We start from the raw sequence: 25,067 nt of genomic DNA on the forward strand, positions 1-25,067 counted from the left end.
AAAGAAGCAAGAAGCAAGAAGCAAGAAAAAATTAAGGACTAAAAAAACTTCATTTTAGATCTTTCATCTCTCATCTTTCATCTTTTTTCTTTGTTCTTTGTTCTTTCTTCTTTTTTCTTTTTTCTTTTTTCTTTCTTCTTTGTTCTTTGTTCTTTGTTCTTTCTTCTTTTTTCTTTTTTCTTTCTTCTTTTTTCTTTCTTCTTTCTTCTTTCTTCTTTCTTCTTTCTTCTTTCTTCTTTCTTCTTTCTTCTTTCTTCTTTCTTCTTTCTTCTAAACTATTTAAACCGCCATTCTAATTTCAACATTTCCGCCAAAATTCAGAATAGGACAATCTTGCGCAATTGCCGCCGCTTCATCATAATCTTTAGCTTTAATAACAATTAATCCGCCAATAGATTCTTTGATTTCTACAAAAGGACCATCTGTGATCCCTTTGTTTGAAGTAACCAGTTTACCTTTTCCGTCCCAACGTTGTAAAGGTCTTGCGAGTTTATCTTGCGCTGCCAAGCTTCCAAACCAGTTTTGCCATTGTTGTAAATGTTGCTGATATTCTTCTGGTGATGGTTGAAGTTCTTTTGTTGAAAAATCTCTTCTGAAAATTAATATAAATTCGTTCATTTTGATTCGTTTTAATGCTTTATAAAAAAGAAGCTGTTTTTATAATGATATAAATTTAGTGTTTTTGCCAAAATAAAAACAGCATAGATTATTTATCCAAATTGTCCCACTCTGTAAGTCCCTGGAGTATTCGCAAAAGCGATGTTAAGACGATTCCACATGTTGATTGTTCCAATGGCAAGCGTAAGATCGATTAATTCTTCTTCAGAGAATTCAGCTCTTGCGATTTCGTAGATTTCATCTGGCACATCACAGGCATTTACAGCTTCGGCGTAAGCAAGTGCAACTCTTTCGCGTTTTGTAAAATAAGGAGTTTCTTTCCAAGCACTTAAACCAAATAAACGTTGTGTTGTTTCGCCGTGCGCCATCGCTTCTTTAGTATGCATATCAAGACAATAAGCGCAATTGTTGATTTGAGAAATTCTAATTTCGATTAATTCAAAAAGTGATTTTTCAAGTTCTGATTTTTTCAAATAACCGTTGATGCCAAATAATGTTGAGATTGCTTTTTGCCCTTTTTCGAATACGTTAATTCTAGTTTCCATGATGTATAATTTTAAATGTTATACTCTAATGACAACTGAGTTTTCAGAATTGGACAAAAAATTTAAAAAAAATGCAAAAAAAAATTATAAACTCAATGTTTTCGGGCTAATTTGAAGGTGTTCCAGTCTTTTTCCAACCAAAGTTTTTTCGCCAACAACTTGAAATCCGAGTTTTAAATACAGATTTTTTGCCAACGGATTATCTTCTTCAACTAATAATCCTAAAGTTTGATTGTTTTTAATTACATATTCATCAATCAAAAAACGAAGTATTGTAGAACCGATTCCTTTTCCTTGAAATTTTGAATTTACGCCCAAGGAGTCAATGTAAAATTCACCAGCTCTGGTTTCCCATTCAGGATCAAACTCTGGATTAAAATTGCTTCTGACGTATTCAATTATTGGATTTCTTAAAATCTCCAAATCAGAGCCATTATAAATATTTACTGCGCCAATGATTTCGTTGTTTTCTTCGGCAACAAAGCAATTTTGATAGGAGTATTGATTGTTTTCTTTCCCAATGAAATATAGCAGAAAATCTTTCGCGGAAGCGTAATCTTGCTTTTTAAGAAATTTATAAATGATATCTTCCATTGCCAATAATAAAATCGGAGCAATTTGCGCTGAATCTGATATTTGGGCTTTTCGGATATTCATTTTTTCGAATGCTTAACTTTAGCAAAGTTAAAGTTTTTATTTAAACATGCAGAAACATTGCAATTGCTGAAAACTTTGTCAAAGTTTCAAACTTTGACAAAGTTCCGCGAAAATATTTCAACAACTTCTGGGATTCAAAATTGAAAAAAAACAGAAGTGTTAATGAATAATAACCAAATTAAATTCTTGAAAACAGTCTAGGAGTATTGGTCTATAATTTTCTGTACGTTGCCGATGAAAATTTCGGTGTTTTTGATTTCTTGTTTGATTAATGGTTCGTAATGCAACAATTTATATTGTTCCACCATAAAGTTTTTTTGATATTTAATAATCGATTCAAAACTTCGGATTTCATTTTCATCATGCCTTTTCAATTCTCTTTGTTTACTCTTTAAATAATGCAAAGATTTTTTTAATCTTTCAATCTCTAATTTGTCCAAATTGTAACTTCTTAAAATTTAATAAAACAAACGATAGGCAGGGAAATGGTAGATTTTGTTTCAAAAAACCATCAATTCTCAGCTATTTCATCCTTAACTACGATAAAATTTGAGACTTGGATTTTGAATTATTTGAAAAAGTTCGAAATATTTTTAATTTTAAAAATAGTTTGGATAAAAGTATTTAGAATTCAGTTGTTTAGGTTTAAAAGGGTTTGGATCTGTACGCTGTGAGAAACCAATTAACAATTGCTAAATTTCTACCGATATTGGATGAAAATATACAACTTCAATAATTTAAACCACTACTATCTTTGTTAGTATATTTTAATATAAAAATTTAAAAAATGAAAGCAATAGGATTTAAAACATCACTACCCATAGAAGACAATGAAAGTTTTATAGAATTTGAAGCTGTAAAACCAGCGCCAGGCGCACATGATTTATTAGTGAAAATTGATGCGATTTCGGTAAACCCTGTCGATTTCAAAATCCGACAAAACAGCGCAAAAGATACGGTTCTAGAAACACCGAAAATTATTGGCTGGGACGCTGTTGGCATTGTGCAGGCGGTTGGAGAAAAAGTAACTCTTTTTGAAGTTGGCGACCCGGTTTATTATGCTGGAGATATTACAAAACAAGGAAGCAATGCTGAATTTCAGATTATTGACGAAAGAATTGCAGGCAGAAAACCAACATCACTAAGCATTGAAGAAGCTGCCGTAATCCCATTAACGGCTTTGACGGCTTGGGAAATTTTGTTTGACCGAATCCGAATTAGTCCTGAAAAAGACAAAGGAAAATCAATTTTAATTATCGGAGGTGCTGGTGGCGTCGGTTCAATCGCCATTCAATTGGCTAAGAAAATTGCAGGTTTGACTGTAATTGCAACAGCGTCTCGTCCAGAAACTATTGAGTGGTGCAAAAAGCAAGGAGCTGATTTTGTAGTGGATCATAAAAACTTGATTGAAGCAGTTAGAGAAGCTGGTTTTGAGCATGTTGATTTTATTTTGGATTTTGTAGATACCAATGCTTATTGGGACATCATGACTGAATTAATAAAACCTCAAGGACATATTGCTTCAATTACCGGAAGCAGCAATCCTGTTACATTAAACAGTTTGAAAAGCAAAAGTGTTTCTTTTTCTTGGGAATTGATGTACACACGCTCGATGTTCCAAACGGATGATATGATCGAGCAGCATCATATTTTAAACAAAGTTGCCGATTTGTTGGATGAAGGAATTTTAAAAACCACTTTGAATAAAACTTTAAATGGATTAACAGCTGGGAATTTAAAACAAGCGCACCAACTTTTGGAGTCAGGAAAAACAATTGGAAAAATTGCCATTAAGTTTTAATGAATTAAAAATTGTTTAGAATCAATTTAAATAATTGAGTTTAACCAAAACAAAATTTTGTATTTTCGTTTTTTTTACAAATCAATTGTAATTATAAACCCAAAACAAAATTGTATGATTTCAAAAAACTCAGATTTAGGATTATTAGTATTGCGCTTCAGCGTTGGAGGTTTAATGCTTTTTCATGGTATAGCCAAATTGATTCACGGAATTTCATTTCTTGTTGAAAGTATGGGAGCTTTTGGCTATGCGGTATACATTGGTGAAGTTTTAGCGCCAATTGCAATCTTATTAGGATTCAGAACGAGAATTGCGACTGTACTGCTGGCTGTGACTTGCGTTGTGGCAATTGCAACAGCTCATGCTCAAGATATTTTCTCTATCAGTGAGCATGGAGGTTATGCAAACGAATTGCTTATGCTTTATCTTTTGGGATCTGTGGCTTTGTTTTTTACAGGCGCTGGAAAGTTTGCAGTTTCAAAAACAAATCAATGGGATTAATATCTGCAAAACATAGAATAAACGGAAAAGCTCTAAATTTTTGATTTAGAGCTTTTTTGTTTTTGTTCCTTTCATTTTGAGTATGTATTTATCATTTTGATAAACTTTTAAAAATGGTATTAGAGCCGTTTTTTTGTTATCTGTTTTATAATTAAATGTTTATCGCGTTTTGAGTTGCTGTGGCACACCTTTTGTTTTTCTATCAATTAATTGCAGGGTTATTTTTGCTAAAACCTGCTTTCAATCTCAAAAAAACATATAATGATGAAAACAAATAAAAGTAGAAGTAAAGAAATCACAAAAGCCTATTTTTCAAATAAATCTAGACGAAACAAAGACAGATTGGTTAACTTAATGGTGTTTACCGTAGTTCTTTTTATTACTGTTATGCTAATTACAAAAATAGCTTAATCTTACGATGGAAATCATTCAGAATAGGAGAGAGAAGCCTATTTTTTCTTCGACTGGCGAAAATATTGAAGCTAATTATTTTCTTATCGAAGAAGCAAGAGCCGAACATATTCTTTATATAAATGAAATCTGCCATGAAACACTATTATCTGCAAAAGCTCGCGGAACCGGAATCTCAGGGCGATCTCCTGAATTGCTTTCAAAAAAAATGAAAGAAGGCGAAGCGGTTATTGCATTTGGAAAAGATGGGAAATGGGCAGGTTTTGCTTTTATATCTTCTTGGGAAAACGGCCGTTATGTTTCGAATTCTGGATTAATTGTCGCTCCTGAGTTTAGAAATACTGGACTGGCAAAAAAAATCAAGAAAAAGATTTTTGACCTTACTCGCAAAAAATATCCTAAAGCTCTTATATTTAGCCTAACGACAGGTCTCGCTGTTATGAAAATGAATCATGAGCTCGGTTTTGAACCCGTGACGTACGCTGAATTAACAAAAGACGAGCATTTTTGGGAAAACTGTAAAAGTTGTATCAACTGTCCGATTTTATTAAGTAAGGAAAGAAAAAATTGTTTATGCACAGCAATGTTGTTTGATCCGAAGAAGAATAAGGATAAGATTTAAATCATAAAAAAGCGAGACGTTTTCTTAAAAGAATTATCTCGCTTTTTCAATTAAAATCAGAAATTTAAATTATCCGTGAGCTTCAACAGAAACGTCTTTCCATTCTTCCCACGTTTTTAATTTTTGCTCGTAAGTTTGTTTAACAAATGGCAAAGCTACTCGTCCTAAAAGCAAACGCAAGGGCGGATTTTCGGTTTGAATTAATTTAAGAATTGCTGGAGCAGTCGCTTCGACTTTCCCAAAATCATTTTCAGCTTCAGATACCGCTTTTTTAAGTCCATCGTAAGCAGGATTGCTTTCACTTTTAATTTCGTTATGCCAAATATTAGACGCGAACCCGTTTGGTTCTACCAAAGTCACGTTGATGCCAAATTGTTTTACTTCTGTCGCCAAAGTCTCGCTTAAACCTTCCAAAGCAAATTTTGAAGCATTGTAAAGTCCTACTAGTGGAAGTGTTGCCAATCCTAAAATCGAAGAAACCTGAATAATATGACCACTTTTCTGGTTTCTCATAATAGGCAAAACGGCTTGTGTAAGCCATAAAGTACCAAAAAAATTGGTTTCAAATTGTGCTCTTGCATCATTCTCTGAAGCTTCTTCGATCGCACCGTGTAAAGCATAACCCGCATTATTGATTAAGATATCAATGGTTCCAAAATGTTCTTGAACTTTTTGAACAACAGCAAGCGATTCTTCTCGTTTCGTTACGTCTAATTTTAAAGGTAAAATGGCATTGCCGTATTGTGCTTTCAAATCGGTTAAAGAATTGATGTCTCTAGCTGTTGCGGCTACATTGTAACCGTTTTTAAGAAGGATTTCTGTCCAAGCTTTTCCAAATCCTTTTGAAGCTCCTGTAATTAAAATTGTTTTTGACATGGTGTTTTTTTTATTGTTATTATTTAATATTCATATTTAAAAGTGACCTATCGGTCATATTTTTGGTAAAAAAAATTAGAGACTGTTTTGCTCTATTGTGGCATGCAAAGCTTTGATGATAACCTTCATCTGACTATTATTTCCTGACATTCTCGACATTAAATGACCGCCTTCCATCATAGCAAACAATACAGTTCCAAATTCGTCAGCATTCCATTCAGGTTTAAACTCGCCATTTGAAATTCCTTTGGTAATAAGGTCGCTCACTAATTGCTGGCTAAATTTAATCCCTTTGTTTACTTTTTCTTTCACGATCGGGTTGGTATCATCCGCTTCAGTCCCAAAATTCAATAAAGGGCAACCTCCAACTACAGGTGGATTTAGTGGATTATTAAAAAACTCGATATAAGCCATCAAACCTTCTTTTGCGGTCTTGCTTTTGCCGATAACACTTTGAAGCTTAGTGCCCAGAATTTTCATATTATGATCAACCGCTGCACAGGCAAGAACTTCCTTGTTTTCAAAATGAACATACATGCTTCCTTTTGACAATTTGGTTGCTTCCATAATATCGCTCATAGCCGTTGCTGCAATCCCTTTTGTATTAAAGATTGGTGCTGCTTTTTCTATGATAAATTGTCTGGTTTCTTCTCCCTTTGCCATGATAGCGATTATTTACGATGCAAATATATGACCGATTGGTCATAAAAACAAATTTTTGAATGATTTTTTTGAATGACCGAAAAAAAGCCCGTTTTAGCTTTTCGTAGCTTCTCTATTCTTAATATGGTTTCGATGTGAAATTCCCCATTTGATCATTTCGGAAATTATTGGTCCAAAGGATTTGCAGTATGGCGTAGATTCATAAAGAATCGGGATTAATGCATCAGGATCTTCGGTTCTTTTGACCAAATTATTCAGTTCCATATCTTTTAATTCTTTTGACAACATTCGGGACGTGATTCCGGGAATACTTTCTTTGATGTCTTTGAATCGGTTATTTCCGTTACAAATCGAATTGATGATAGGCAGTTTCCATTTTCCGCCCAAAACATACAAAGTATCTTGAAGCGCCTGAAATTCTTCTTTTTGATTTCTTGCCATAATTTTTTAAACCATATAAGTTATATAAGATAATTTTTGTTTTTAAGTACCGAGAATTTCTATGCTTTTTTTGTCTCCCGCAGATTTGGCAGATTGCGCTGATAATTTTTTCAGCTTGAGAAATCTGTATAATCTGCTAAATCTGCCGAAGACCAAACAAAACTTTGTGCCTTCGTGACATAAACAAAAGTATAAATAAATCATAAATAATTGTATTTATGTATTTAACTACGTAGTTTTGTGTGATAAAATTTTAAAACAAATGAAACCTGTAATAATTCCAATAGAAAACAAGTTCGAAAATGCCATTGCCGACTTAATATTAAACATTCAGATTAATGAATTCAATGTTCCAATTACGAAAGAAGATCAGCCGGATTTATTCAATATTCAGAACTTTTATTATGCTGGGGGCGGAGGATTTTGGGGCGCTTTTATTAATGATGAATTAGTTGGAACGATAGCTTTGGTTAAGTTTGATGAGTATTCGGCTGCAATTCGAAAGATGTTTGTAAAAAAGGAATTCCGTGGAAAAGAGTTTTCGATTGCTCAGAAATTGTTAGAGACTTTAATAGAATATTGCAAAGAAAACGCAATCGATGATTTATATTTGGGAACTGTTGCCATTTTAGAAGCCGCATTGCGTTTTTATGAAAAGAACGATTTTGTGCGCATTGAAAAGGAAGCACTTCCAGAAAAATTTCCGTTAATGAAACCCGATAATGTTTTTTGTCATTTAAACTTAAAGAAATAGAAATGAATATAATAGACGAATCAGGAATTTTAGCCATTTCGACGCGATTACAGCGCTTGAGCGAGCAATTGCGAAAAGATGGCGCATTGGTTTATAAATCATACGGAATTGATTTTGAACCAAAATGGTTTCCAGTAATTTACACCTTATATCATAAAGATACTTTAAGCGTTGTGGAGATTGCAAATGAAATAGGTTACACACATCCGTCAACGATAAGTTTGTTGAAAGAACTGGAAAAACAAAAACTGATTCGCTCTAAAAAAGACAAAATAGACGAAAGAAAAAGGTTGATTCAGCTAACTGCAAAAGGGCAGGAGCTGATCGAACAAATGAAACCTGTTTGGGAGGTCATGAAAAATGCCTTGACTGAAATTGCCAACAATCAAAATAATCTGCTTCGAGCAATTGAAGAAGCTGAGAATAAAATTTTTCATCAAAGTTTTTTACAGCGGGCTTTGCAATTGAAGAGTGAAGAGGAATAAATGACAAAAGCGATCTTAATAAGATCGCTTTTTTTATATAATTGGTTAGAAAATGATAACTAGAATATGTGATAAAGTCCGATATGCTCCAAAAACTACTCCATTCTTATTTGCCACTATTCCTAAAAATCATTTCTATTATGTACGATAAAGTGTATGTTTTGGATTTTCTAAAAATGTTAAAATTTTTAAAAACACCTGCTAAGTAACTTTGTCAAAGTTTTAAACTTTGACAAAGTTGGTTATTAGAAATTTACGGTTTATAAGGTAAATTGATATTTGCGTATCTTTATAAAATAAAATTATAAAGATGACCATTCAGCAATTAAAATATATTGTCGCTTTAGACGAAGAACGTCATTTTGCCAGAGCCGCCGAAGTTTGCATGGTAACACAACCTGGACTTACGATTCAGCTAAAAAATCTCGAAGAAGAAATTGGAATCAAGATTTTTGACCGAAACAAAGTGCCACTTACGCCAACCGTTTTAGGAATTGAAATCATCAACAAAGCCAAAAAGATTCTTCGTGAAGTAGATGAAATAAGGAATTTTGTAGTAAACGAGAAAAATCTGTTGGAAGGCGAATTAAAACTCGGAATAATTTCGACTTTATCGCCTTATTTGATTCCGCTTTTTATTCAGGCGATGAAAGAAGCAGCGCCAAATGTGCATTTCATTATCAAAGAAGCTTACACCGGAGTGTTGATGAAAGAGTTGGAAACCGGCGCTATTGACGTTGCGATTATGGCTACGCCAACAGGAAATCCAAATTTAATAGAACACGTTATTTTTAAAGAACCTTTTGTAGCGTATCTAAATCAAACCCATCCGATGGCGAATGATGAATTTTATGAAATGCAGCCCGGCGATAAAACCGAATTATTACTGTTGCATCATGAGTATTGCTACAACGCACAGCTTTTAGATATCTGCGGATTAAAATCTTCGGATAAAATAAAAGAACAATTTACATACGACATCAATTCGATAGAAACCTTAAAAAATCTGGTTCGTGCGCATTTAGGATTTGCGATTATTCCGAAGCTTTCTACTTTGAATGAATCGGGCGGACTTTTCAAGCCTTTTAAAGAACCCATTCCGGTAAGGGAAATCAGTTTAGTAGTTTCAGATTCGTTTTCGAAGAAACTTTTGCTCGAAAAAATGAACGAAGCCATCTGGAATTGCCTTCCTGAATCGCTCAAAAAAGATTTCAGTTATAAAAAAATACGCTGGAACGATTCGCCTTATTTTATAAAGGAGGTTAGTAAGTTTATGTAATACTTAAATTCCAAATTAAAAATTCCAAATTCCAATTTTTTAAGACTTGGAATTTGGAATTTTATGTTTTTATCACTCTGAGGAATGAAGAATGACAAGCTTATATTGAATTGATAATTAATAATTAATAATTAACAATTATTTTGACGCTTCAATAATCACATTCGCCACTTTCTCAGGCTGGGAAATAAAAACCACGTGGCTTCCTTTAATTTCAGTAATTTTTGTGTTAGAACGTTTGTACATGGCACGTTCGATATCAGGATTGATGCTTTTGTCTTCAGTAGCAACGATTCCATATGAAGGTTTAGTTCTCCAAGCCGCTTTTGTGATTGGTGTTACAAAACCTTTAGCGTAGAAAGCACCTTGTGAAGCAAACATAAAATCAGCATCTTCTTTGCTTAAATCGCCTGCAAAACCAGCGTGGAATTTCGCTTTGTCATAGTAAGCAATACCTTTGTCATCTGGAGCCAAAACACCATTTTCAGGAGCTGGAGGCGCAGTTTGAAGCCATTGGACAGAAGTTTCACCATTATCTGGTTGTAAAGCGGCTACATAAACCAAAGCGGCAACTTTTGGGTGATTTCCAGCTTCCGTAATTACAGTGCCTCCCCAAGAATGTCCAACCAAAATTGTTGGTCCGTCTTGTTTGTCTAAAGCTAAATTTGTTGCTCTCACATCATCTTCTAAAGAGCTTAATGGATTCTGAACGATTGTTACATTGTATCCTTTTTTAGTCAAAATTTGGTACAAACCTTTCCATCCTGATCCATCCGCGAAAGCGCCATGAACCAATACTACGTTTTTAATTTTAGGAGCAGTTTGAGCGTTTACGTTTGCTGATGTAAATACTAAACTAAGAATTATTACTGCGAATGCTAAAAAGCTTTTAAATATTGTTTTCATTTTATTTTAGATTTTAAATTGTTGATTTTAGATTTTAATTGATATTGATTTTTGATATTGAAGATTAGTTCAACGTTACAGCCAAAGTAATTTCAGTATTCAAAAGTTTAGAAATAGGACAAATTTCTTTTGCTTTTTGAGCTGTTTTCTGAAAATCTTCTTCAGAAATTCCAGGAACTTTTCCGGTAAGTTCTAAAGCGATTAAAGTGATCGTTCCGTCTTCAAAAGTTACTTTAGCTACTGTGTCTAAATCTTCGGGTACAAATCCAGCTTCAGATAATAAAAAGCTCAATTGCATGGTAAAACAGCCAGAATGTGCCGCTGCGATTAATTCTTCAGGATTAGTTCCAACACCTTGTTCGAAACGAGTTTTAAAAGATAATTGTGCATTATCTAAAGTTGTGCTTTGTGTACTAATGGTTCCTTTTCCTTCCATTCCTGTACCTTTCCAGTTTGCGTTTGCTCTTCTTGTAAATTTCATGATTTCTAATTTTTTAAAGTTATTTTTTAAGATGGTCAAATCATTTCTTTGATTTTGATGGGACAAAGTTATAGTGATGGTTATTATTAATCAAATTAATAATTTTTTACACTTATAAAAAAAAATTATAATAATTGATTTTATTGGTGCAGATTACAGCTTGGAGTTATAACTTTTTTATTTCCAAATTTTAAATAAGAGAAAGAAAAGAGGAAGATTTGCTTGCTATTTGGTTTCAAGTTAGAATTTGAAACAAACTAAATGCGTGATTTTTAGTTTTCTAAAGGCATTGAAATTATTTTTATCCGTAACAATTTCCATAAGAATATCATAAGAATAATTTTTTGAGTGAATAACCTAACTTTTAGATGTATGAAAAATGCTTTTCTAATAATTACAGTTTGCTTGAGCGCCATTTTGTTCTCTTGCAAGAAAGATAAAGATCAAGTAGCTACAGAAGCTGAAAAGTCTGAACCAGCTGATTCTACTTTTGCTGATAATGGTTGGCCACGCGAAGCTGAAAATAACGGTACAAAACTCATTTATTATCAGCCTCAGGTGGATGACTGGAAAGATTTTAAAGAACTTACCGCTCGAGTAGCTTTTTCGTTGACTCCAAAAGATGGAAAACAGGTTTTGGGTGTTGCTTCTTTAAAAGCCGAAACATTGGTCGATAAAGACAACCGAAGCGCTTATATCAAAAACCTTCAAGTAACCGATGTGCGATTTCCAGCTTTGGACGAAAAGAAAGTTCCCGAAATGACAAAACTCTTCAAAGAAACCTTGCCCCAAGGTGGAGATCCTATTTCTGTAAATCGTATTTTGGCCGATTTAAGCCATACTAAAAGTCCGCCAAAAGGAATTGCCGCTAAAAACGATCCGCCAACTATTTTTTATAGTACAAAGCCGTCGCTCTTGCTTATTGTTCAAGGCGAACCGGTTTTAGTTCCGATTGATAAATCGGATATGGAATATGTCGTGAATACCAATTGGGATTTGTTTTTTGATAAAACGACGAAAGATTATTATTTGTTGGCCGAAAATATTTGGCTGACTTCAAAAAAAGTGGATGGCAAATGGACGAAAACAACAAAACTGCCTTCAGGTTTAAGCAATTTGCCATCGGGAGAGAATTATGATGATGTCAAAAAAATGATTCCGCCTCCAACTTCGGGGAATGCTCCAGAAGTTTTCTACAGCAATAAACCAGCCGAATTGATTGCAGTAACCGGAAATCCAAAATTCATTAAGATTGCCGGAACCAAATTAATGTACATTGACAATACCGAAAATGATGTTTTTGCCAATGAAGCCGATGGACAATATTATGTGTTATTATCAGGAAGATGGTTTAAATCGAAAGAATTGACGGGACCGTGGTCGTATGCGGGAAACAATCTCCCAGCGGATTTTGCTAAAATCCCTAAAGATTCGCCACGTGCCAATGTTTTGGCTTCTGTGCCTGGAACGCAGGAAGCCAATGATGCGGTAATGCTGTCGCAAGTTCCAACAACGGCCATTTTGAAAAAATCAGAAGCTGAAGCAAAGGTAAAAGTGACCTATGATGGCGGAACGCCTCAGTTTAAACCAATTGACGGCACAAAAATGCAATATGCAAGCAACACGCAAGAGAAGATCATCAAAGTAGGCGATTTGTATTATTTGTGTTTTCAGGCCGTTTGGTTCATGTCGACAAGTCCAAACGGACCTTGGAAAACCTGCGATTCGGTTCCGAAAGAAATTTATACAATTCCAGCAAGTTCTCCTGTTTATAATGTGACCTATGTAACGCAAACCACAACCGATACTACTGTAGAAAGCAGTTCAACTGCGGGTTATTTGGGCGCTTTTATTGTTGGAGCTACTTTTGGCGCCATATTGACGTATGGTACAGGATGGTATTATCCACCGTATGTATATTATGGCGGATTATATCCAATTTATCGTCCGTGGCCGTATGCGTACGGAGGCGGAGCAGTTTACAATCCGTGGACAGGTGGCTACGCGGCCGGAAGACGCGTGTATGGACCTTATGGCGCAGCAGGAACTTCTGCTTGGTACAATCCAGCAACGGGAAGATACGGGCGTTCTGCAAGTGTTCAAGGTTGGTATGGTGGTCGCACTGCTGCAAGTACCTATAATCCGTGGACAGGAAATTACGCCAGAACCAATCAAGGGCATAATGCGTATGCGCAATGGGGACATTCTGCTACGACAAATGGCAATCAATGGGCGCGAACTGGACATATTACTACAAGACGTGGTACAGCAGTGGCGTATCAAACTTCGGGCGGAAAAGAAGGTGTAATTACGCATCACCGTGGCGGAGGAACTACTATTCACACCAACAATAATCTCTACGCTGGCCACGACGGACATGTCTATAAAAGAGATGCAAACGGAAACTGGAGTCATTACAATAATGGAAACGGTGGCTGGACACAAGCAGGAACCTTGGGTTCGTCAAAAAAAGCAGGTGAAGGCATTCAGAATAGAGCGAATCAAGGACTTGGTGCCAATGGAGCAGGGGAGCGCATCCAGCGTGACAAACCCAATGAAGGACTTGGAGCCAATGGCGCTGGAGAACGAATCCAACGTGATAACTTGCCAAATGCTAACCAAAACTTAGGTGGCGAAACCCGATTAGGCGACAGAACTGAAGGAAATAATCTCAACAGACCGGAACAAACGCTCGGACAACCCAATAAACCGTTTGGAGAACCTGGCCGTGCTGATGTTACCAATGATCTTGATCGCTCAGCTTTTTCAAGAGATCGTGGTGAATCGCAAACTCGTAATTTTCAAAATTTCCAACGTCAAGGTGGTTTTAATGGTGGCGGTTTTGGAGGTGGTGGATTTAGAGGCGGTGGTGGTTTTAGAGGTAGGAGATAGGTTTGTTTATTAGGTTAGTTTTAATTCAAAAAAAAAATCAGGTTTGGCGGTGAATGTTTGCCAGACCTGATTTTTTTTAGTATTACTATTGTAATATTCACTAGTGTAATGCGTGTTAGTTAGTGATACTATGTATTTTATTAAAATTTATGACGCATCATTTCATATAAAGGAAAAAGTAATTTGAAAATTTTAAGTGTTTCAATTGGTAGATTGTTTTCTGACATTTCACTATCAGTGATTTGATAGTCTTTACCAATTATAAAATATTTTTGAATATCATCTTTTTTACAAAATTCATGAAGATCTTCAGATGAATTAAAATTATTACAATACTCAGTATTTCCACCAACTGCAATAAAAAAATCATTAGATAAAGAATTTATTATTTGATAAAATTTATCTCTATAAGTTTTATTGCGCATATTGGTTTTAAAAAAATCACGATCAAATATGCCTCCTTCATTTTCTTTAGCAAACAAAAGGTAGATACCAATATTTTTAAAATCAATTTTTAATTGTAATCTAGCATGATGAATAAAAGTCTGTTTGGACTTTTGATCTGAGCCAACAATTTCTTGGTAATTTTTAATTTCATCTTCATTCTTTCCATAACTTAACCACATTGCATTAATAGATCTTGGTTTAGAAGGATTCTTTTGTCTTATCATTGAAATTAAATGATCCGACATTGGATGTGGCTGTAATTCTTGAATTTCGTAATCATTAAAATGATGAAAAATAGATTCATGTAATTCTTGACATTTTATTTTAGCTAATTCTCTTTCACTAATAGCTTCTTTTGTATCGTTATACCATAGCTCTCTTCTGAAAGCTAAATGATGTTCTTTTTTGAAAAATCTATCTGAAAAATCTATATTGTCTAATAGATTAGTTGCATATACAGTTTTTTTTAGCTTAATATTTTTTCTTTTTTTCTTTAGCTCTTTTTCGATTTCTGCAACAGAATAAAACTGTTCTTCATATGCTAAAATGTTTTCTTCTGTTAATGGAAAAGATTCTTTATATAATATATTAAACCAGTCTAAAATAGCAAGACAGTTCTCTTGATTAGTTATCTTATAATTTAATTCAACATTATCTTCAAGGCCTCCATCAGTTAAATTCGAAGAACCTATAAATGCAATATAATTATCATTTTCTTTGAATAAATAAACTTTTGGATGAAAATTGTATTCGGTTTTATAAATAGCTGATTGAAATAATTTTTTATCAACCTTATTTTGCATTTGACGTAATACGTTTGGATGAGTTGGAAGATCGATTCCAACTAAATAATTTTGCTTACAATTTTTATTAATTGTTTCTTGAATATAATTGTATGTACTTTCTTTAACTAAAGCAATTGAAAACCATATTTCTTCTGTACTTGCCAACAATTGTTCAAAACTTGATTTTAGATTTGAAATTATCATTTTACTTTAACTGTATTAAATTATTTAGATTGTAACCAATCCTTTAAAGTCACAACCTTATTATTTCCGTTTACTGAAGGAAAAACAACATAAAAACCTTTATTTCTATAAGCTCCATTGAAATATTGGTAAGTGTCTATTTCATAAATATGAGGATAAATTTCTAGATATTCTGAACCTGAAAAAGATGAATAGTCATTTTTAACTGGGAGTATTGCAATATTGCTTATATATTTTGCAGCATCGCCCAAGCCTAATTCCCAATTACACCATTTCGAATTAATAGCTCCTTCAGTGGCTAATAAAATAAATTTATCGTTCTCTTTTATTTTTTCTTTGATACGAACAGCTGTATTACCACATGTTGTTTTTGGCATTCCTTCATCAAGCCAATCAACATATACTTGGATACTATGACTATTCAAAAAAGAAATTGCACCTTCCAAATTTTCTAATTCATCATGTTTATGAGATAAGAAAATTTTGGTTTTTAAAAATTTTGATTCACTCCTAAAATTTCTTAAACTTTCATTTAGGCTAAGACCATAACTTTTTGTTGATTTTCTATATCCTCGTAATTGAGAAATATTTATTAAGCCCATATTATTTTATAGTTTTGGTTATGTTGTAATTATCTTTGTTATCTCTTAAAGCAATAGCTTTATTTAAATAATAGTTTAAATTGGTCTTAAAATCTGACCATTTTACGGATTGTATGTAGCAACAATCTCCATAATAAATAGTACTTCCGTTTGAACACTTTTCAGTATTAGGATTTTTAATGTTGAACATGTTTTTCCTTAATATTTGGAAAAGAAAATTAGTATTCAGACTTCTACAATTACAGATGTTATCATTAGTAATGTAATAATCATAGCTTCCGTAGATATCTGGTAAGACCACTGCTATTATACCATTTGATAAACTTGTTCTTCCATTTCTTGTATATTCTTTTAGAGAGTATGAAATTTCCCAAGGAATCCATTGATCTTTTTCTGCACTCAAATTTTTCATTCCTTTAGAAACTAATACTATTGTAATACTGCTATCATAGATTTTGTCTCTGAGAGATGATGCTATATACTCATCAGAGAAATCTGCCAAACTTGTTCCGTCATCTTCACCTTTAAAAATATGGTCGTCATTTTCCAATATTTTGCATAATTCATCAACATAGTGTCTAGCTTTTGTTTGAACTTTATGTATACCAAAAAAAGTATTATCAGAGATGTTTAAATCTTGTACTTGTGTATCTCCATATTTATATGAGACAAAAATTTTTCTTCCCATTATTTAGCAATTTTTTGAATGATTGAAATTATTTCTCTAATTGATTTGTTTAAATCGTCTTTATCAAATTTTAAATTTGAGATAGCATTAAATAATTCTTTGGTTAGATTATAATCGCTATAGTCTTTAACTATATCTTCAAATATCTCTTGAGCCATATATCCAGTATAAAAAATTGGGATTGGAATTAAACCTTTTTCAATTGCTATTTGAAATTCGATTTTTACTCCGTCCGCATTAATTATTCCATCTTCGGTTTCTATATTACCAAATAGAATTACAATAATCCCAGCTCTGGAAATCATATTGTGTCTATACTCTTCCCATAATTGTTTTAAATCTTTCACTCCTGATGGGAACTGAGGAAATGGTTTTAAAACTAATTGATTTTCGGAATATTTTTTATTCTCAGAATACACAGCATCTAACGCCCCGTTAATAACGGCACTTCCAACTCCTAAACCAAAACCATTTATCACATTTAGTTTTTTTTTGATAATTTCTTTAGACAAAAGATGAATAAAACTTTGTGCTTCTAAAGGAGTAAATTCACCATATTCAATTGCACTCCCTGAAATAAATACAGAATGAGAATTGTATCTTTTTTCAATTTCAGATAGTATGGCGGTTATATCAGAATAATCTTCAATTAATATTGTTGTGATACCGAACCTTTTTAGTTCAGAAATAAAAAGTTGTTGCTTTCTTAGATTATAATCTAATTCTGCTTGATCATTATTAAAATCAGCTATATTATATTTTTTAAGTAAACAGTAATGTTCTCTATTTTTGGCTTTATACTTAAAATTTAGTCTGCTTAGTACATGGTCAATATTAGGATCGGTAAAACTAAATCCTATAAATAAAAATGTTTTTGAAATTAGTTCGCCACTTAATGTTGTTATAAATGGTTCATGAGTATTAAAATAGCCCTCATAATCTTCTTTTGTTAGGATAGCCTCACCTGGAGATTCAATATCTCCATGCATTTTATAAAGGATTAAATCGGCTTTTGGTCTATTCAAAAACAGTTTATCAACAGAATATTTATCATCAACTATTTTGTTATACTTGTTACAAGTATCTTCTATTAAATTGTCATAATTTGTCGTCCAAATAGTTCTAAAGGGAAGACGCGCTAAAATTCTATGATTTTCTGTTTCTTCATTTTCTTCAGTGAATTCCTCTAAAATTTTTTTATTAATTCGTGTTCTTCCGTGTTTATTAACATGATATTGAGCAATAGATAAGAGATCATATTCTTTATTAATATCCAGATTTAAAGACTCAGCAATTTCTGAAAGTAATCCTTTCCAATCTACATATCCTGCTCCTCTTGATATTCCTGCTCCCACAAAAACAGATGCATTCCCACTTCTTAAATCTTTTACATAATCGTTAATAAATCCATTAATTTCCGCTGTTGTAATGTCCATTTGATAATTTTAAAATTGTTAATTGACTCTTCGTTTTGGATTTTTTAATATTTGTTTTTTAAATTTTATTTTATGTTTCTACAAAGATTTCTCTGTAAAAACCAACTATTTTACGGAAATCCATAATTCAATAAAAAAATATTCTAAGCAAGTGTAGCAATAATTAAAAATTAAGAATAGAGTATTTATACGGTATTTCATAAAGCAAAATACCAATCCCAGTATACTCCATGATACCACCAAAAAACCAACTACTTTTCCAATTTAACTTTGTCCCGTTAATTTAAAACATAAAACAATGGAAAATTTAAAAGATAAAGTAGCTGTAATCACAGGCGGAAACAGCGGTATAGGTTACGCAACAGCAAAACAATTAAAAGAGCAAGGCGCTCAGGTTATTATTACTGGAAGACGAAAAGAAGCCATTGAAAAAGCGGCGCAGGAATTAGGCGTGACAGCAATTACGGCAGATCAAGCAAGTGTTTCGGATATTGAGAATCTGGTTGCTAAAGTAAAAGAAGATTTCGGTACGGTTGATATTCTTTTTATCAATGCCGGAATTGCAGGTCTGGGAACAATTGAACAAACTTCGGAGGAATTGTTTGACAGTATTATGAATGTTAATCTGCGAGGCGCTTATTTTACGTTGAGCAAATTTATCCCAATTTTAAAAGACGGTGCTTCGGTCGTGTTTCTTTCTTCGAATACTGCGAGTATGCCGGGGCCGGGATCTTCGGTTTATTCGGCGAGCAAAACGGCTTTGAATTCGGTTATGAAATCGGCGGCGTTGGAATTAGCGCCACGAAAAATCAGAGTGAATTCCGTTAGTCCGGGACCAACAGAAACAGAAGTAATGAAAAAAGTCGGTTTAGATGAAACTACCGTAAAAGGTATTATGGATGTTGTAGTCGAAAAAGTGCCATTGAAACAAATGGGAAAATCGGAAGATGTGGCCAAAATGGTTTCGTATTTAAGTAGTGAAAACGCAAAATTCATCACCGGTGCCGATTTTATTATGGACGGGGGAATGGTGTTAGCTTAATTATTAATTGTGAATTATTAATTATAAATTATAAATTAAAGTTTAACCACAAAGCACGCTAAGGTTTTACGCAATCCCGATAGCTATCGGGAGCAAAGTTTTTTGTTTCACGCAGATTTGGCAGATTTGAGCAGATTTATTTTAATTTTTGAATAAGAAATCTGCTCAAATCTGCCTAAATCTGCAGGATCTGCGTGAAAAAAATATCTATAAAGATCGCAAAGTTATATACAGATAACTTTGCGATCTTTGCGTTTATAATACGTACCGCTTAAAAATATCTTTGCTCCCGATAGCTATCGGGATTGCGGTTAAATCATTCGTATTTTCTTCTGTCCACTTAAACTACTACTTTGTCCGTTTCGGCTATTTTTCCATTTCTCAGGAAGCATTGTCGGCATACTTTTGACTCAGAAATTAACTGATAACAAAAAAAATAGTCGTAAAGTCTTAAAGTCTAAAGTTATAAAGTCAATTTCAAAATATAAACAGAAGTAGAAGACTTTAAGACTTTCGACATTCGACTTTAAAACTTATAAAATTATGGAAACTAAAAAACAAAAAACCTGGGTTATTATCGCAATTATCATTTTAGGCATCATCGCCTTTTTGGTTCCCAACCAAATCGCAGCACAAACTGGAATAAAACGCACCGATTTACAAAAACACGATTTAAGTATTCCCGGAAGAGAAACCGTTCAGGCAAAAATCGATTTTGATGGTCATTCGGCTTTCGGGAAACACTATCATCCCGGCGAAGAGATTATTTATGTACTCGAAGGTTCATTAGAATATGAAGTTGAAGGCCAAGCGCCGGTTACCTTAAAAGCTGGAGAAGTTCTTTTTATTCCCGCTGGAGTGGTTCACTCGGCAAAAAATAATACAGATACAAAAGCTTCAGAATTGGCAACATATATAGTCGAAAAAGGAAAACCTGTCTTGACTTTGAAGAAATAGTTTCAGGTTTCAGGTTGAAATGCGAATAGTTTAGCCGTGAAGTTTTTTCCTCTCGCAGATTTAGCAGATTCGGCAGATCAGATAAATTATTTGCAATGGTTGAAAAAAAATAATCTGCTAAATCTGCTAAATCTGCGAGAGAAAATCCATTTAATCGCAATATTCTGCGACAAGATCATTCACAATTCACAATTCACAATTAACAGCCTGTCCATTTCACCCTAAACTTTGTCCACTTCACCTTTCTTCTCCTTTTAAAACGGAGATTGTCAAAATACCTTTGACGAAGAAATTAACTGATAATCAACTAATCAAAAAATAAAAATTATGAAAACGCTATTAGAAATTACAAACAACATTTTTGCAAAATCAATCTTAATTGTCATTCTTTTTATGAATGTGAATGTAACGAATGCACAAGCTCCAAAAGCTATCGAAACAAATCCTTCACTCGGAACTTTAAAACAAATCAAGGCTGGTTTATTAAACGTTGGTTATGCTGAAGCAGGTCCGTCAAACGGAACTCCAGTGATTTTACTTCACGGATGGCCTTATGACATTCACAGCTACAACGAAGTCGTTCCGATTTTGGTTGCAAAAGGATATCACGTTTTTACGCCTTATTTAAGAGGTTTTGGCACCACAACCTTTCTTTCAAAAGAAACCTTCAGAAATGGCCAGCAAGCGGCTTTAGCGAGTGACATTATCGCTTTTATGGATGCCTTGAAAATTGATAAAGCCGTAATTGGCGGTTTTGATTGGGGAGCGAGAACAGCAGTTGTGGTTTCAGCACTTTGGCCAGAACGCGTGAAAGGTTTGGTTTCTGTAAGCGGTTATTTGGTGGTGAATTTAGAAGCAAATTTAAAACCGCTTCCTCCAACAGCAGAATTAGGTTGGTGGTACCAATATTATTTCGCAACCGAAAGAGGAAAACAAGGTTACACACAAAACACATACGATTTCAATAAATTAATCTGGAAAATCGCTTCTCCGTTATGGAATTTCGACAAAGCAACTTACGATCAAACAGCGCAATCTTTTGACAATCCAGATCACGTAGCAATCGTAATTCACAATTACAGATGGAGACAATCTCTTGAAGCTGGAGAGTCAAAATATAACAATCTAGAAAAACGTCTGGCTTCAAAACCTGAGATCAAAGTTCCAACAATTACAATAGGAAGCGATTTTGATGGCGCTTTCGCAGATGGAAAAGCATACGCCAATAAATTCACAGGAAAATACGAACACAGAATATTAAAAGGAATCGGTCATAATGTGCCACAAGAAGATCCAAAAGCGTTTGCGCAAGCAATAATTGACGTTGCTAAATAATGGTGAATTGTAAATGGTGAATGGTTAATTAATTTTTCACACCTCACTTTTTACATTTCACAAAACACACACACACAAAGCATATAAAAATTTACAATTAATAATTCACAATTAACAATTAAAAAAGTCATGGAAACAAAAGTTTTATACACAGGAAAAACACACACAACAGGTGGTAGAGAAGGAGCTTCTCAAAGTTCAGATGAACAATTGAATATCAAATTAAGTGCGCCGGGATCATCACGTCCGGGAACAAATCCAGAGCAGTTATTTGCTGCGGGCTGGTCGGCTTGTTTTATTGGCGCTTTGGGAATCGCAGCTTCAAAACAAGGAATTAAGCTTCCGGCAGATACTGCGGTAGATGCTGAGGTTGATTTATGTGTCACAGAAGGCGAATATTCTTTACAGGCAAGATTAAACATCAGTTTGCCAGGTTTGGATCTAGAAACTTCTAAATCATTAGCAGCTCAAGCGCATCAAACTTGTCCTTATTCTAAAGCGACGAGAGGAAATATAAATGTCCAGCTTAATATTTTGTAATTTTAGGGATACCTAACCTGCAAGGTTTTCAAAACCTTGTAGGTTTAAAATATAAACTTTTAAAATAGAAAAAATATGCCTACAAGCTTTTAAAAACCTTGCAGGAAATAAATAGAAATCATGAAAGAGATAAGAATAATTAGTGCTTTTGCAATATTGTTGCTTTTAGCAGGAAACACTGTTTTTGGCCAAAACAATAAAGACAAAAAAGGTTTTGCCTTTTTAGAATTATATACTTCAGAAGGCTGTTCAAGTTGTCCTCCGGCAGATGAATTGATGGGAAAGATTCAGAATCAGTACAAAGACAGCAATGTTTATGTTTTGTCGTATCATGTTGATTATTGGGATAAACAAGGCTGGAAAGATATTTTCAGCAATGCAGCAAATACGAAACGACAATATGATTATGCTAAATTCATGGAAAAAGAGCCAATTTACACGCCTCAGCTCATTATAAACGGCAAATTAGATTATATTGGTTCTCAGGAAACTGCCGTTCAAAACGGAATACGTTCGGCGCTTTCAAAACCCGCATTTACAGAAATTGCCTTAGAGGCTAATCAGCAAGGTGATAAATTGATTTTGAATTACAATATCAATAAAATTTCAAAAAACAATCGTTTGTATGTTGCTGTAGTTCAAAAATCGGCTAAAAGTAATGTGAGAAGAGGAGAGAATGCCAATCGTGTTTTGTCGCATTTTCAAATTGTTCGAAGCTTGAATGGTTTTGCTTTGACCGGAAATCAAAAAGGGAATATTTCGGTTTCTTTGCCAAAAGGTTTTAATACGAAAGATTTTGAAATTATCGGTTTTGTTCAAGACATGAATTCCGGAATTATTTTAGGTGCAAACCGAGCAGTTTTTACACAAAATTCACTGTAATAAAGGAATCCGATTTTCAATATTTTTTAAACTGAAATTGGAATGTATTGCACTGTCTTTTAAAGAAAGATTTAGAGTGAAAAAAGCATGGTTTTTGGCACTGCCACATTGACAGTGTAGTGTTTTTTGTTTGTTTTAAATTATTGAAAACCAGTATTTTTTAATTAATTATTTGAATTAAAAAATTAAGTTTTAAATATCGAAAAAACAAAGTCGGTTCTGGACTGCAATTTTGCTTTTTTATAGTTAAAACCCCGTTAATTTATTGCTATCTTTGGCAAAGTGAAGCCAACTTGAAACCTCAAACTTTAATCCCGAAGCTTCGGGAGAAACAAACAAAAAATATGGAAAAAGTAAAACGCTTTCAGGTTTCTCCGAGAGTCATTTGGGGAAGTTCTATAGCACTGGCAATTCTTGCTTCTATTCCCAAATTATTTGATGCCGCGACAACGCCTGGCGATTTGGTGATCAATTCTTCAATTACACTTCTGTTTTCGCTTTTTATCTGGTATTACAATATTTACAGTTTGCCAAAATTTTCGGCACAACGCACTAATAAGAGCTTGTTTAACTGGAAGTTGTTGTTAAGCGTCGTATTAGGGATTTTGCTTATGGTTGTGCTGGTAATTGCGCATCAGGAGCTTTTTCAAGTTTCAAAAATGGATGCGCCTATAATGTTTGAACTTCGAGGGGTTTTGATCAACTTGATTGTGTATATGTTTTTACACTTGCTTTTTCAGAATTATCAGACGCAACAAATCGGAGTAGAATTGGAACGAAGCAAAGCTTTAAATCTTGGCGCTCAATACGAACTTTTGAAGCAACAAGTCAATCCGCACTTTCTTTTTAATAGTTTAAACACGCTAAAATCAATGGTAGATATCCAAGATCCGCAGAGCTCTGATTTTATTTTGAAACTATCTGATTTTTATCGTTTTACACTAGAGAGCCGAAAGCTTGACTTGATATCGCTGAAAGAAGAAATTCAGATATTGGATTCGTATGTTTATTTGCTGAAAGCACGTTTTGAAGACGGATTTGAAGTGATAAATGTGATTGATCAAAAACAATACGATTGTGCTATTCCGCCTTTTTCATTGCAGTTGCTAATTGAAAATTGCATCAAGCATAACGTAGTTTCTTTGGACAAACCCTTGCGAATTAAATTATATACCGAAAATGATTTTCTGGTAATTGAAAACCCAATCCAATTGAAGAGAGGCGTTTTGTCAACAGGTGTTGGGCTGGATAATATTAATCAGCGTTTTATGCATTTGGCTCACAAAGAAATTGAAATTGATAAAAACGACACGACTTTTAAAGTAAAAATACCGCTTATTTATGAATATCGTAATAATTGAAGATGAAGTAAAAACGGCCAAAGCACTTGGTCAGCTTATTTTGAGTATCAGGCCTGATGCTCAGATTTTATCGTACATTCAGAGTATTGATGGCGCGGTGAGTTATCTTATGGAAAACGATCAGCCCGATCTTATTTTTATGGATATTCAGCTGGCTGACGGACTTTGTTTTGAGATTTTTAAAAACGTTGAGGTTTTGTCTCCGGTGATATTCTGTACGGCTTTTGATGATTATGCAATCGAAGCTTTTAAATCAAACGGAATCGATTATGTTTTGAAGCCTTTTTCGAGAGACAGTATCTCGCAAGCGATTAAAAAAGCAGGCGAATTGAAGAATTTCTTCCAAAGAAATAAAAAAATGATGCCGGATTTCGATTATCTTCTAACGAGAACAGGCGAAAATACAGGTAAAAGCAGTTTTTTGGTTTTTAAAAACAATAAATACCAAACGATTCAAACCGAGAATATTGCGTTTTTCTTCATCAAAAATGAAACGCCTACGATTATGACTTTTGATAAAAATGAATATCAAATTACACAGTCGTTGGATGAGGTGCACAAGTTATTGTCGCCAATTCAGTTTTTCAGAATGAACAGGCAATATTTAGTGAATTTTTCAGCAATTAGAGAAGCGGAGCATTATTTTTCGCGTAAGCTGATTATTAAACTTACTATTCCGACTGAAGAGAAATTATTGGTTGGAAAAGAGAAGGCGACGGCTTTTTTGAGCTGGCTGGAAAATCGTTGATAATTGTTAATTGTTAATTATTAATGGTTAATTATAAATTATCATCTTAGAATTTTATATAAACAAAAACTTGAGATTTGGTTTTGGATGAATCTCAAGTTTTTGTTT

General features: G+C 33.8%; 26 protein-coding genes. 14 read left to right on the top strand and 12 right to left on the bottom strand.

What is annotated here, in order from left to right:
- Positions 1–279 precede the first annotated feature (279 nt).
- From H600_RS0115320 to H600_RS0115335, 3 genes are all read right to left on the bottom strand, one after another.
- Positions 280–618: a YciI family protein gene (locus H600_RS0115320; protein ID WP_026729613.1), complete on the bottom strand. Its 339-nt coding sequence runs from the start codon at positions 616–618 to the stop codon at positions 280–282.
- A gap of 92 nt (positions 619–710) precedes the next feature.
- On the bottom strand, positions 711–1,163 hold the full coding sequence (locus tag H600_RS0115325; RefSeq protein WP_026729614.1) for a carboxymuconolactone decarboxylase family protein: 453 nt from the start codon (positions 1,161–1,163) through the stop codon (positions 711–713).
- An 84-nt stretch (positions 1,164–1,247) separates the two neighbouring features.
- Positions 1,248–1,820, bottom strand: coding sequence for a GNAT family N-acetyltransferase (locus tag H600_RS0115335; RefSeq protein ID WP_026729615.1), 573 nt, complete (start codon positions 1,818–1,820; stop codon positions 1,248–1,250).
- A gap of 787 nt (positions 1,821–2,607) precedes the next feature.
- Here H600_RS0115335 and H600_RS0115345 point away from each other — a divergent pair.
- The 3 genes from H600_RS0115345 (at position 2,608) to H600_RS0115360 (ending at position 5,155) form a co-directional block, all read left to right on the top strand.
- Complete coding sequence (locus tag H600_RS0115345) at positions 2,608–3,621, top strand: zinc-binding alcohol dehydrogenase family protein (protein WP_026729617.1); 1,014 nt, start codon at positions 2,608–2,610, stop codon at positions 3,619–3,621.
- 114 nt (positions 3,622–3,735) lie between these two features.
- The gene (locus tag H600_RS0115350; RefSeq protein WP_084157391.1) at positions 3,736–4,122 is read left to right on the top strand and encodes a DoxX family protein; all 387 of its coding nucleotides are present in this window, start codon (positions 3,736–3,738) and stop codon (positions 4,120–4,122) included.
- A 418-nt stretch (positions 4,123–4,540) separates the two neighbouring features.
- Positions 4,541–5,155, top strand: a complete 615-nt coding sequence (locus tag H600_RS0115360; protein ID WP_026729619.1) for a GNAT family N-acetyltransferase — start codon at positions 4,541–4,543, stop codon at positions 5,153–5,155.
- Positions 5,156–5,224: 69 nt separating this feature from the next.
- Here the strand turns inward: H600_RS0115360 and H600_RS0115365 are convergent, their stop codons facing one another.
- The 3 genes from H600_RS0115365 to H600_RS0115375 form a co-directional block, all read right to left on the bottom strand.
- On the bottom strand, positions 5,225–6,031 hold the full coding sequence (locus H600_RS0115365) for an SDR family NAD(P)-dependent oxidoreductase (protein ID WP_026729620.1): 807 nt from the start codon (positions 6,029–6,031) through the stop codon (positions 5,225–5,227).
- Between the two features lie 75 nt (positions 6,032–6,106).
- The gene (locus H600_RS0115370; RefSeq protein WP_026729621.1) at positions 6,107–6,694 is read right to left on the bottom strand and encodes a TetR/AcrR family transcriptional regulator; all 588 of its coding nucleotides are present in this window, start codon (positions 6,692–6,694) and stop codon (positions 6,107–6,109) included.
- A 93-nt stretch (positions 6,695–6,787) separates the two neighbouring features.
- On the bottom strand, positions 6,788–7,135 hold the full coding sequence (locus H600_RS0115375) for a winged helix-turn-helix transcriptional regulator (RefSeq protein ID WP_026729622.1): 348 nt from the start codon (positions 7,133–7,135) through the stop codon (positions 6,788–6,790).
- Between the two features lie 262 nt (positions 7,136–7,397).
- On the opposite strand from H600_RS0115375, the gene H600_RS0115380 reads away from it, so the two are divergent.
- From H600_RS0115380 to H600_RS0115390, 3 genes are all read left to right on the top strand, one after another.
- Positions 7,398–7,889, top strand: a complete 492-nt coding sequence (locus tag H600_RS0115380; RefSeq protein ID WP_026729623.1) for a GNAT family N-acetyltransferase — start codon at positions 7,398–7,400, stop codon at positions 7,887–7,889.
- Positions 7,890–7,891: 2 nt separating this feature from the next.
- The gene (locus H600_RS0115385) at positions 7,892–8,374 is read left to right on the top strand and encodes a MarR family winged helix-turn-helix transcriptional regulator (RefSeq protein WP_026729624.1); all 483 of its coding nucleotides are present in this window, start codon (positions 7,892–7,894) and stop codon (positions 8,372–8,374) included.
- Between the two features lie 310 nt (positions 8,375–8,684).
- The gene (locus H600_RS0115390; protein ID WP_026729625.1) at positions 8,685–9,653 is read left to right on the top strand and encodes a hydrogen peroxide-inducible genes activator; all 969 of its coding nucleotides are present in this window, start codon (positions 8,685–8,687) and stop codon (positions 9,651–9,653) included.
- 138 nt (positions 9,654–9,791) lie between these two features.
- On the opposite strand, the gene H600_RS0115395 is transcribed toward H600_RS0115390, so the two are convergent.
- Both H600_RS0115395 and H600_RS0115400 read right to left on the bottom strand, forming a co-directional pair.
- Positions 9,792–10,559: an alpha/beta hydrolase gene (locus H600_RS0115395; protein WP_026729626.1), complete on the bottom strand. Its 768-nt coding sequence runs from the start codon at positions 10,557–10,559 to the stop codon at positions 9,792–9,794.
- A gap of 64 nt (positions 10,560–10,623) precedes the next feature.
- Positions 10,624–11,040, bottom strand: a complete 417-nt coding sequence (locus H600_RS0115400; RefSeq protein WP_026729627.1) for an OsmC family protein — start codon at positions 11,038–11,040, stop codon at positions 10,624–10,626.
- A 372-nt stretch (positions 11,041–11,412) separates the two neighbouring features.
- Here H600_RS0115400 and H600_RS0115405 point away from each other — a divergent pair, with 372 nt between their 5' ends.
- On the top strand, positions 11,413–13,932 hold the full coding sequence (locus tag H600_RS0115405) for a dermokine domain-containing protein (RefSeq protein ID WP_245176577.1): 2,520 nt from the start codon (positions 11,413–11,415) through the stop codon (positions 13,930–13,932).
- Positions 13,933–14,072: 140 nt separating this feature from the next.
- On the opposite strand, the gene H600_RS0115410 is transcribed toward H600_RS0115405, so the two are convergent.
- The 4 genes from H600_RS0115410 to H600_RS0115425 are packed head-to-tail and all read right to left on the bottom strand — an operon-like array spanning position 14,073 to position 18,094.
- Positions 14,073–15,368: a phospholipase D-like domain-containing protein gene (locus tag H600_RS0115410; protein ID WP_026729629.1), complete on the bottom strand. Its 1,296-nt coding sequence runs from the start codon at positions 15,366–15,368 to the stop codon at positions 14,073–14,075.
- A gap of 20 nt (positions 15,369–15,388) precedes the next feature.
- Entirely contained in the window at positions 15,389–15,970 is a 582-nt protein-coding gene (locus tag H600_RS22165; protein WP_035108675.1) for a TIR domain-containing protein, read from the bottom strand.
- 1 nt (position 15,971) lies between these two features.
- Positions 15,972–16,658 (bottom strand): TIR domain-containing protein, encoded by a 687-nt coding sequence (locus tag H600_RS0115420; RefSeq protein ID WP_026729630.1) that lies wholly within the window; start codon positions 16,656–16,658, stop codon positions 15,972–15,974.
- A complete protein-coding gene (locus H600_RS0115425) occupies positions 16,658–18,094 on the bottom strand; it encodes an SIR2 family protein (protein WP_035108676.1) in 1,437 nt (478 codons plus the stop codon). Before H600_RS0115425 ends, H600_RS0115420 begins: the two co-directional genes overlap by 1 nt.
- A 298-nt stretch (positions 18,095–18,392) precedes the next feature.
- Here H600_RS0115425 and H600_RS0115430 point away from each other — a divergent pair, with 298 nt between their 5' ends.
- The 7 genes from H600_RS0115430 to H600_RS0115460 all read left to right on the top strand — a co-directional run bounded on the left by H600_RS0115430 (position 18,393) and on the right by H600_RS0115460 (position 24,959).
- Positions 18,393–19,136, top strand: a complete 744-nt coding sequence (locus H600_RS0115430; protein ID WP_026729632.1) for an SDR family oxidoreductase — start codon at positions 18,393–18,395, stop codon at positions 19,134–19,136.
- Positions 19,137–19,679: 543 nt separating this feature from the next.
- Complete coding sequence (locus H600_RS0115435; protein ID WP_026729633.1) at positions 19,680–20,093, top strand: cupin domain-containing protein; 414 nt, start codon at positions 19,680–19,682, stop codon at positions 20,091–20,093.
- A gap of 327 nt (positions 20,094–20,420) precedes the next feature.
- Positions 20,421–21,428: an alpha/beta fold hydrolase gene (locus tag H600_RS0115440; RefSeq protein WP_026729634.1), complete on the top strand. Its 1,008-nt coding sequence runs from the start codon at positions 20,421–20,423 to the stop codon at positions 21,426–21,428.
- A gap of 129 nt (positions 21,429–21,557) precedes the next feature.
- Positions 21,558–21,968 (top strand): organic hydroperoxide resistance protein, encoded by a 411-nt coding sequence (locus H600_RS0115445; protein ID WP_157509932.1) that lies wholly within the window; start codon positions 21,558–21,560, stop codon positions 21,966–21,968.
- Positions 21,969–22,088: 120 nt separating this feature from the next.
- On the top strand, positions 22,089–22,850 hold the full coding sequence (locus H600_RS0115450; protein WP_026729636.1) for a DUF1223 domain-containing protein: 762 nt from the start codon (positions 22,089–22,091) through the stop codon (positions 22,848–22,850).
- 344 nt (positions 22,851–23,194) lie between these two features.
- Complete coding sequence (locus tag H600_RS0115455; RefSeq protein ID WP_026729637.1) at positions 23,195–24,211, top strand: sensor histidine kinase; 1,017 nt, start codon at positions 23,195–23,197, stop codon at positions 24,209–24,211.
- Positions 24,192–24,959 carry a LytR/AlgR family response regulator transcription factor gene (locus H600_RS0115460; protein WP_026729638.1) on the top strand — a complete coding sequence of 256 codons (768 nt, stop codon included), beginning with the start codon at positions 24,192–24,194 and terminating at the stop codon, positions 24,957–24,959. The genes H600_RS0115455 and H600_RS0115460 overlap by 20 nt, the downstream gene beginning before the upstream one ends.
- Positions 24,960–25,067: the final 108 nt, after the last annotated feature.

It is taken from the genome of Flavobacterium denitrificans DSM 15936, assembly GCF_000425445.1.
GTDB lineage: Bacteria > Bacteroidota > Bacteroidia > Flavobacteriales > Flavobacteriaceae > Flavobacterium > Flavobacterium denitrificans.

Excerpts from the sequence above, each read along its gene's own strand:
- H600_RS0115365 (WP_026729620.1), bottom strand. The coding sequence starts at position 6,031 with ATGTCAAAAACAATTTTAATTACAGGAGCTTCAAAAGGATTTGGAAAA.
- H600_RS0115360 (WP_026729619.1), top strand. The coding sequence starts at position 4,541 with ATGGAAATCATTCAGAATAGGAGAGAGAAGCCTATTTTTTCTTCGACT.
- H600_RS0115425 (WP_035108676.1), bottom strand. The coding sequence starts at position 18,094 with ATGGACATTACAACAGCGGAAATTAATGGATTTATTAACGATTATGTA.
- H600_RS0115375 (WP_026729622.1), bottom strand. The coding sequence starts at position 7,135 with ATGGCAAGAAATCAAAAAGAAGAATTTCAGGCGCTTCAAGATACTTTG.
- H600_RS0115410 (WP_026729629.1), bottom strand. The coding sequence starts at position 15,368 with ATGATAATTTCAAATCTAAAATCAAGTTTTGAACAATTGTTGGCAAGT.
- H600_RS0115435 (WP_026729633.1), top strand. The coding sequence starts at position 19,680 with ATGGAAACTAAAAAACAAAAAACCTGGGTTATTATCGCAATTATCATT.
- H600_RS0115460 (WP_026729638.1), top strand. The coding sequence starts at position 24,192 with ATGAATATCGTAATAATTGAAGATGAAGTAAAAACGGCCAAAGCACTT.
- H600_RS0115440 (WP_026729634.1), top strand. The coding sequence starts at position 20,421 with ATGAAAACGCTATTAGAAATTACAAACAACATTTTTGCAAAATCAATC.
- H600_RS0115455 (WP_026729637.1), top strand. The coding sequence starts at position 23,195 with ATGGAAAAAGTAAAACGCTTTCAGGTTTCTCCGAGAGTCATTTGGGGA.
- H600_RS0115325 (WP_026729614.1), bottom strand. The coding sequence starts at position 1,163 with ATGGAAACTAGAATTAACGTATTCGAAAAAGGGCAAAAAGCAATCTCA.
- H600_RS0115335 (WP_026729615.1), bottom strand. The coding sequence starts at position 1,820 with ATGAATATCCGAAAAGCCCAAATATCAGATTCAGCGCAAATTGCTCCG.
- H600_RS0115320 (WP_026729613.1), bottom strand. The coding sequence starts at position 618 with ATGAACGAATTTATATTAATTTTCAGAAGAGATTTTTCAACAAAAGAA.
- H600_RS0115430 (WP_026729632.1), top strand. The coding sequence starts at position 18,393 with ATGGAAAATTTAAAAGATAAAGTAGCTGTAATCACAGGCGGAAACAGC.
- H600_RS0115390 (WP_026729625.1), top strand. The coding sequence starts at position 8,685 with ATGACCATTCAGCAATTAAAATATATTGTCGCTTTAGACGAAGAACGT.
- H600_RS22165 (WP_035108675.1), bottom strand. The coding sequence starts at position 15,970 with ATGGGCTTAATAAATATTTCTCAATTACGAGGATATAGAAAATCAACA.
- H600_RS0115400 (WP_026729627.1), bottom strand. The coding sequence starts at position 11,040 with ATGAAATTTACAAGAAGAGCAAACGCAAACTGGAAAGGTACAGGAATG.
- H600_RS0115350 (WP_084157391.1), top strand. The coding sequence starts at position 3,736 with ATGATTTCAAAAAACTCAGATTTAGGATTATTAGTATTGCGCTTCAGC.
- H600_RS0115380 (WP_026729623.1), top strand. The coding sequence starts at position 7,398 with ATGAAACCTGTAATAATTCCAATAGAAAACAAGTTCGAAAATGCCATT.
- H600_RS0115450 (WP_026729636.1), top strand. The coding sequence starts at position 22,089 with ATGAAAGAGATAAGAATAATTAGTGCTTTTGCAATATTGTTGCTTTTA.
- H600_RS0115370 (WP_026729621.1), bottom strand. The coding sequence starts at position 6,694 with ATGGCAAAGGGAGAAGAAACCAGACAATTTATCATAGAAAAAGCAGCA.
- H600_RS0115420 (WP_026729630.1), bottom strand. The coding sequence starts at position 16,658 with ATGGGAAGAAAAATTTTTGTCTCATATAAATATGGAGATACACAAGTA.
- H600_RS0115445 (WP_157509932.1), top strand. The coding sequence starts at position 21,558 with ATGGAAACAAAAGTTTTATACACAGGAAAAACACACACAACAGGTGGT.
- H600_RS0115405 (WP_245176577.1), top strand. The coding sequence starts at position 11,413 with ATGAAAAATGCTTTTCTAATAATTACAGTTTGCTTGAGCGCCATTTTG.
- H600_RS0115385 (WP_026729624.1), top strand. The coding sequence starts at position 7,892 with ATGAATATAATAGACGAATCAGGAATTTTAGCCATTTCGACGCGATTA.
- H600_RS0115345 (WP_026729617.1), top strand. The coding sequence starts at position 2,608 with ATGAAAGCAATAGGATTTAAAACATCACTACCCATAGAAGACAATGAA.
- H600_RS0115395 (WP_026729626.1), bottom strand. The coding sequence starts at position 10,559 with ATGAAAACAATATTTAAAAGCTTTTTAGCATTCGCAGTAATAATTCTT.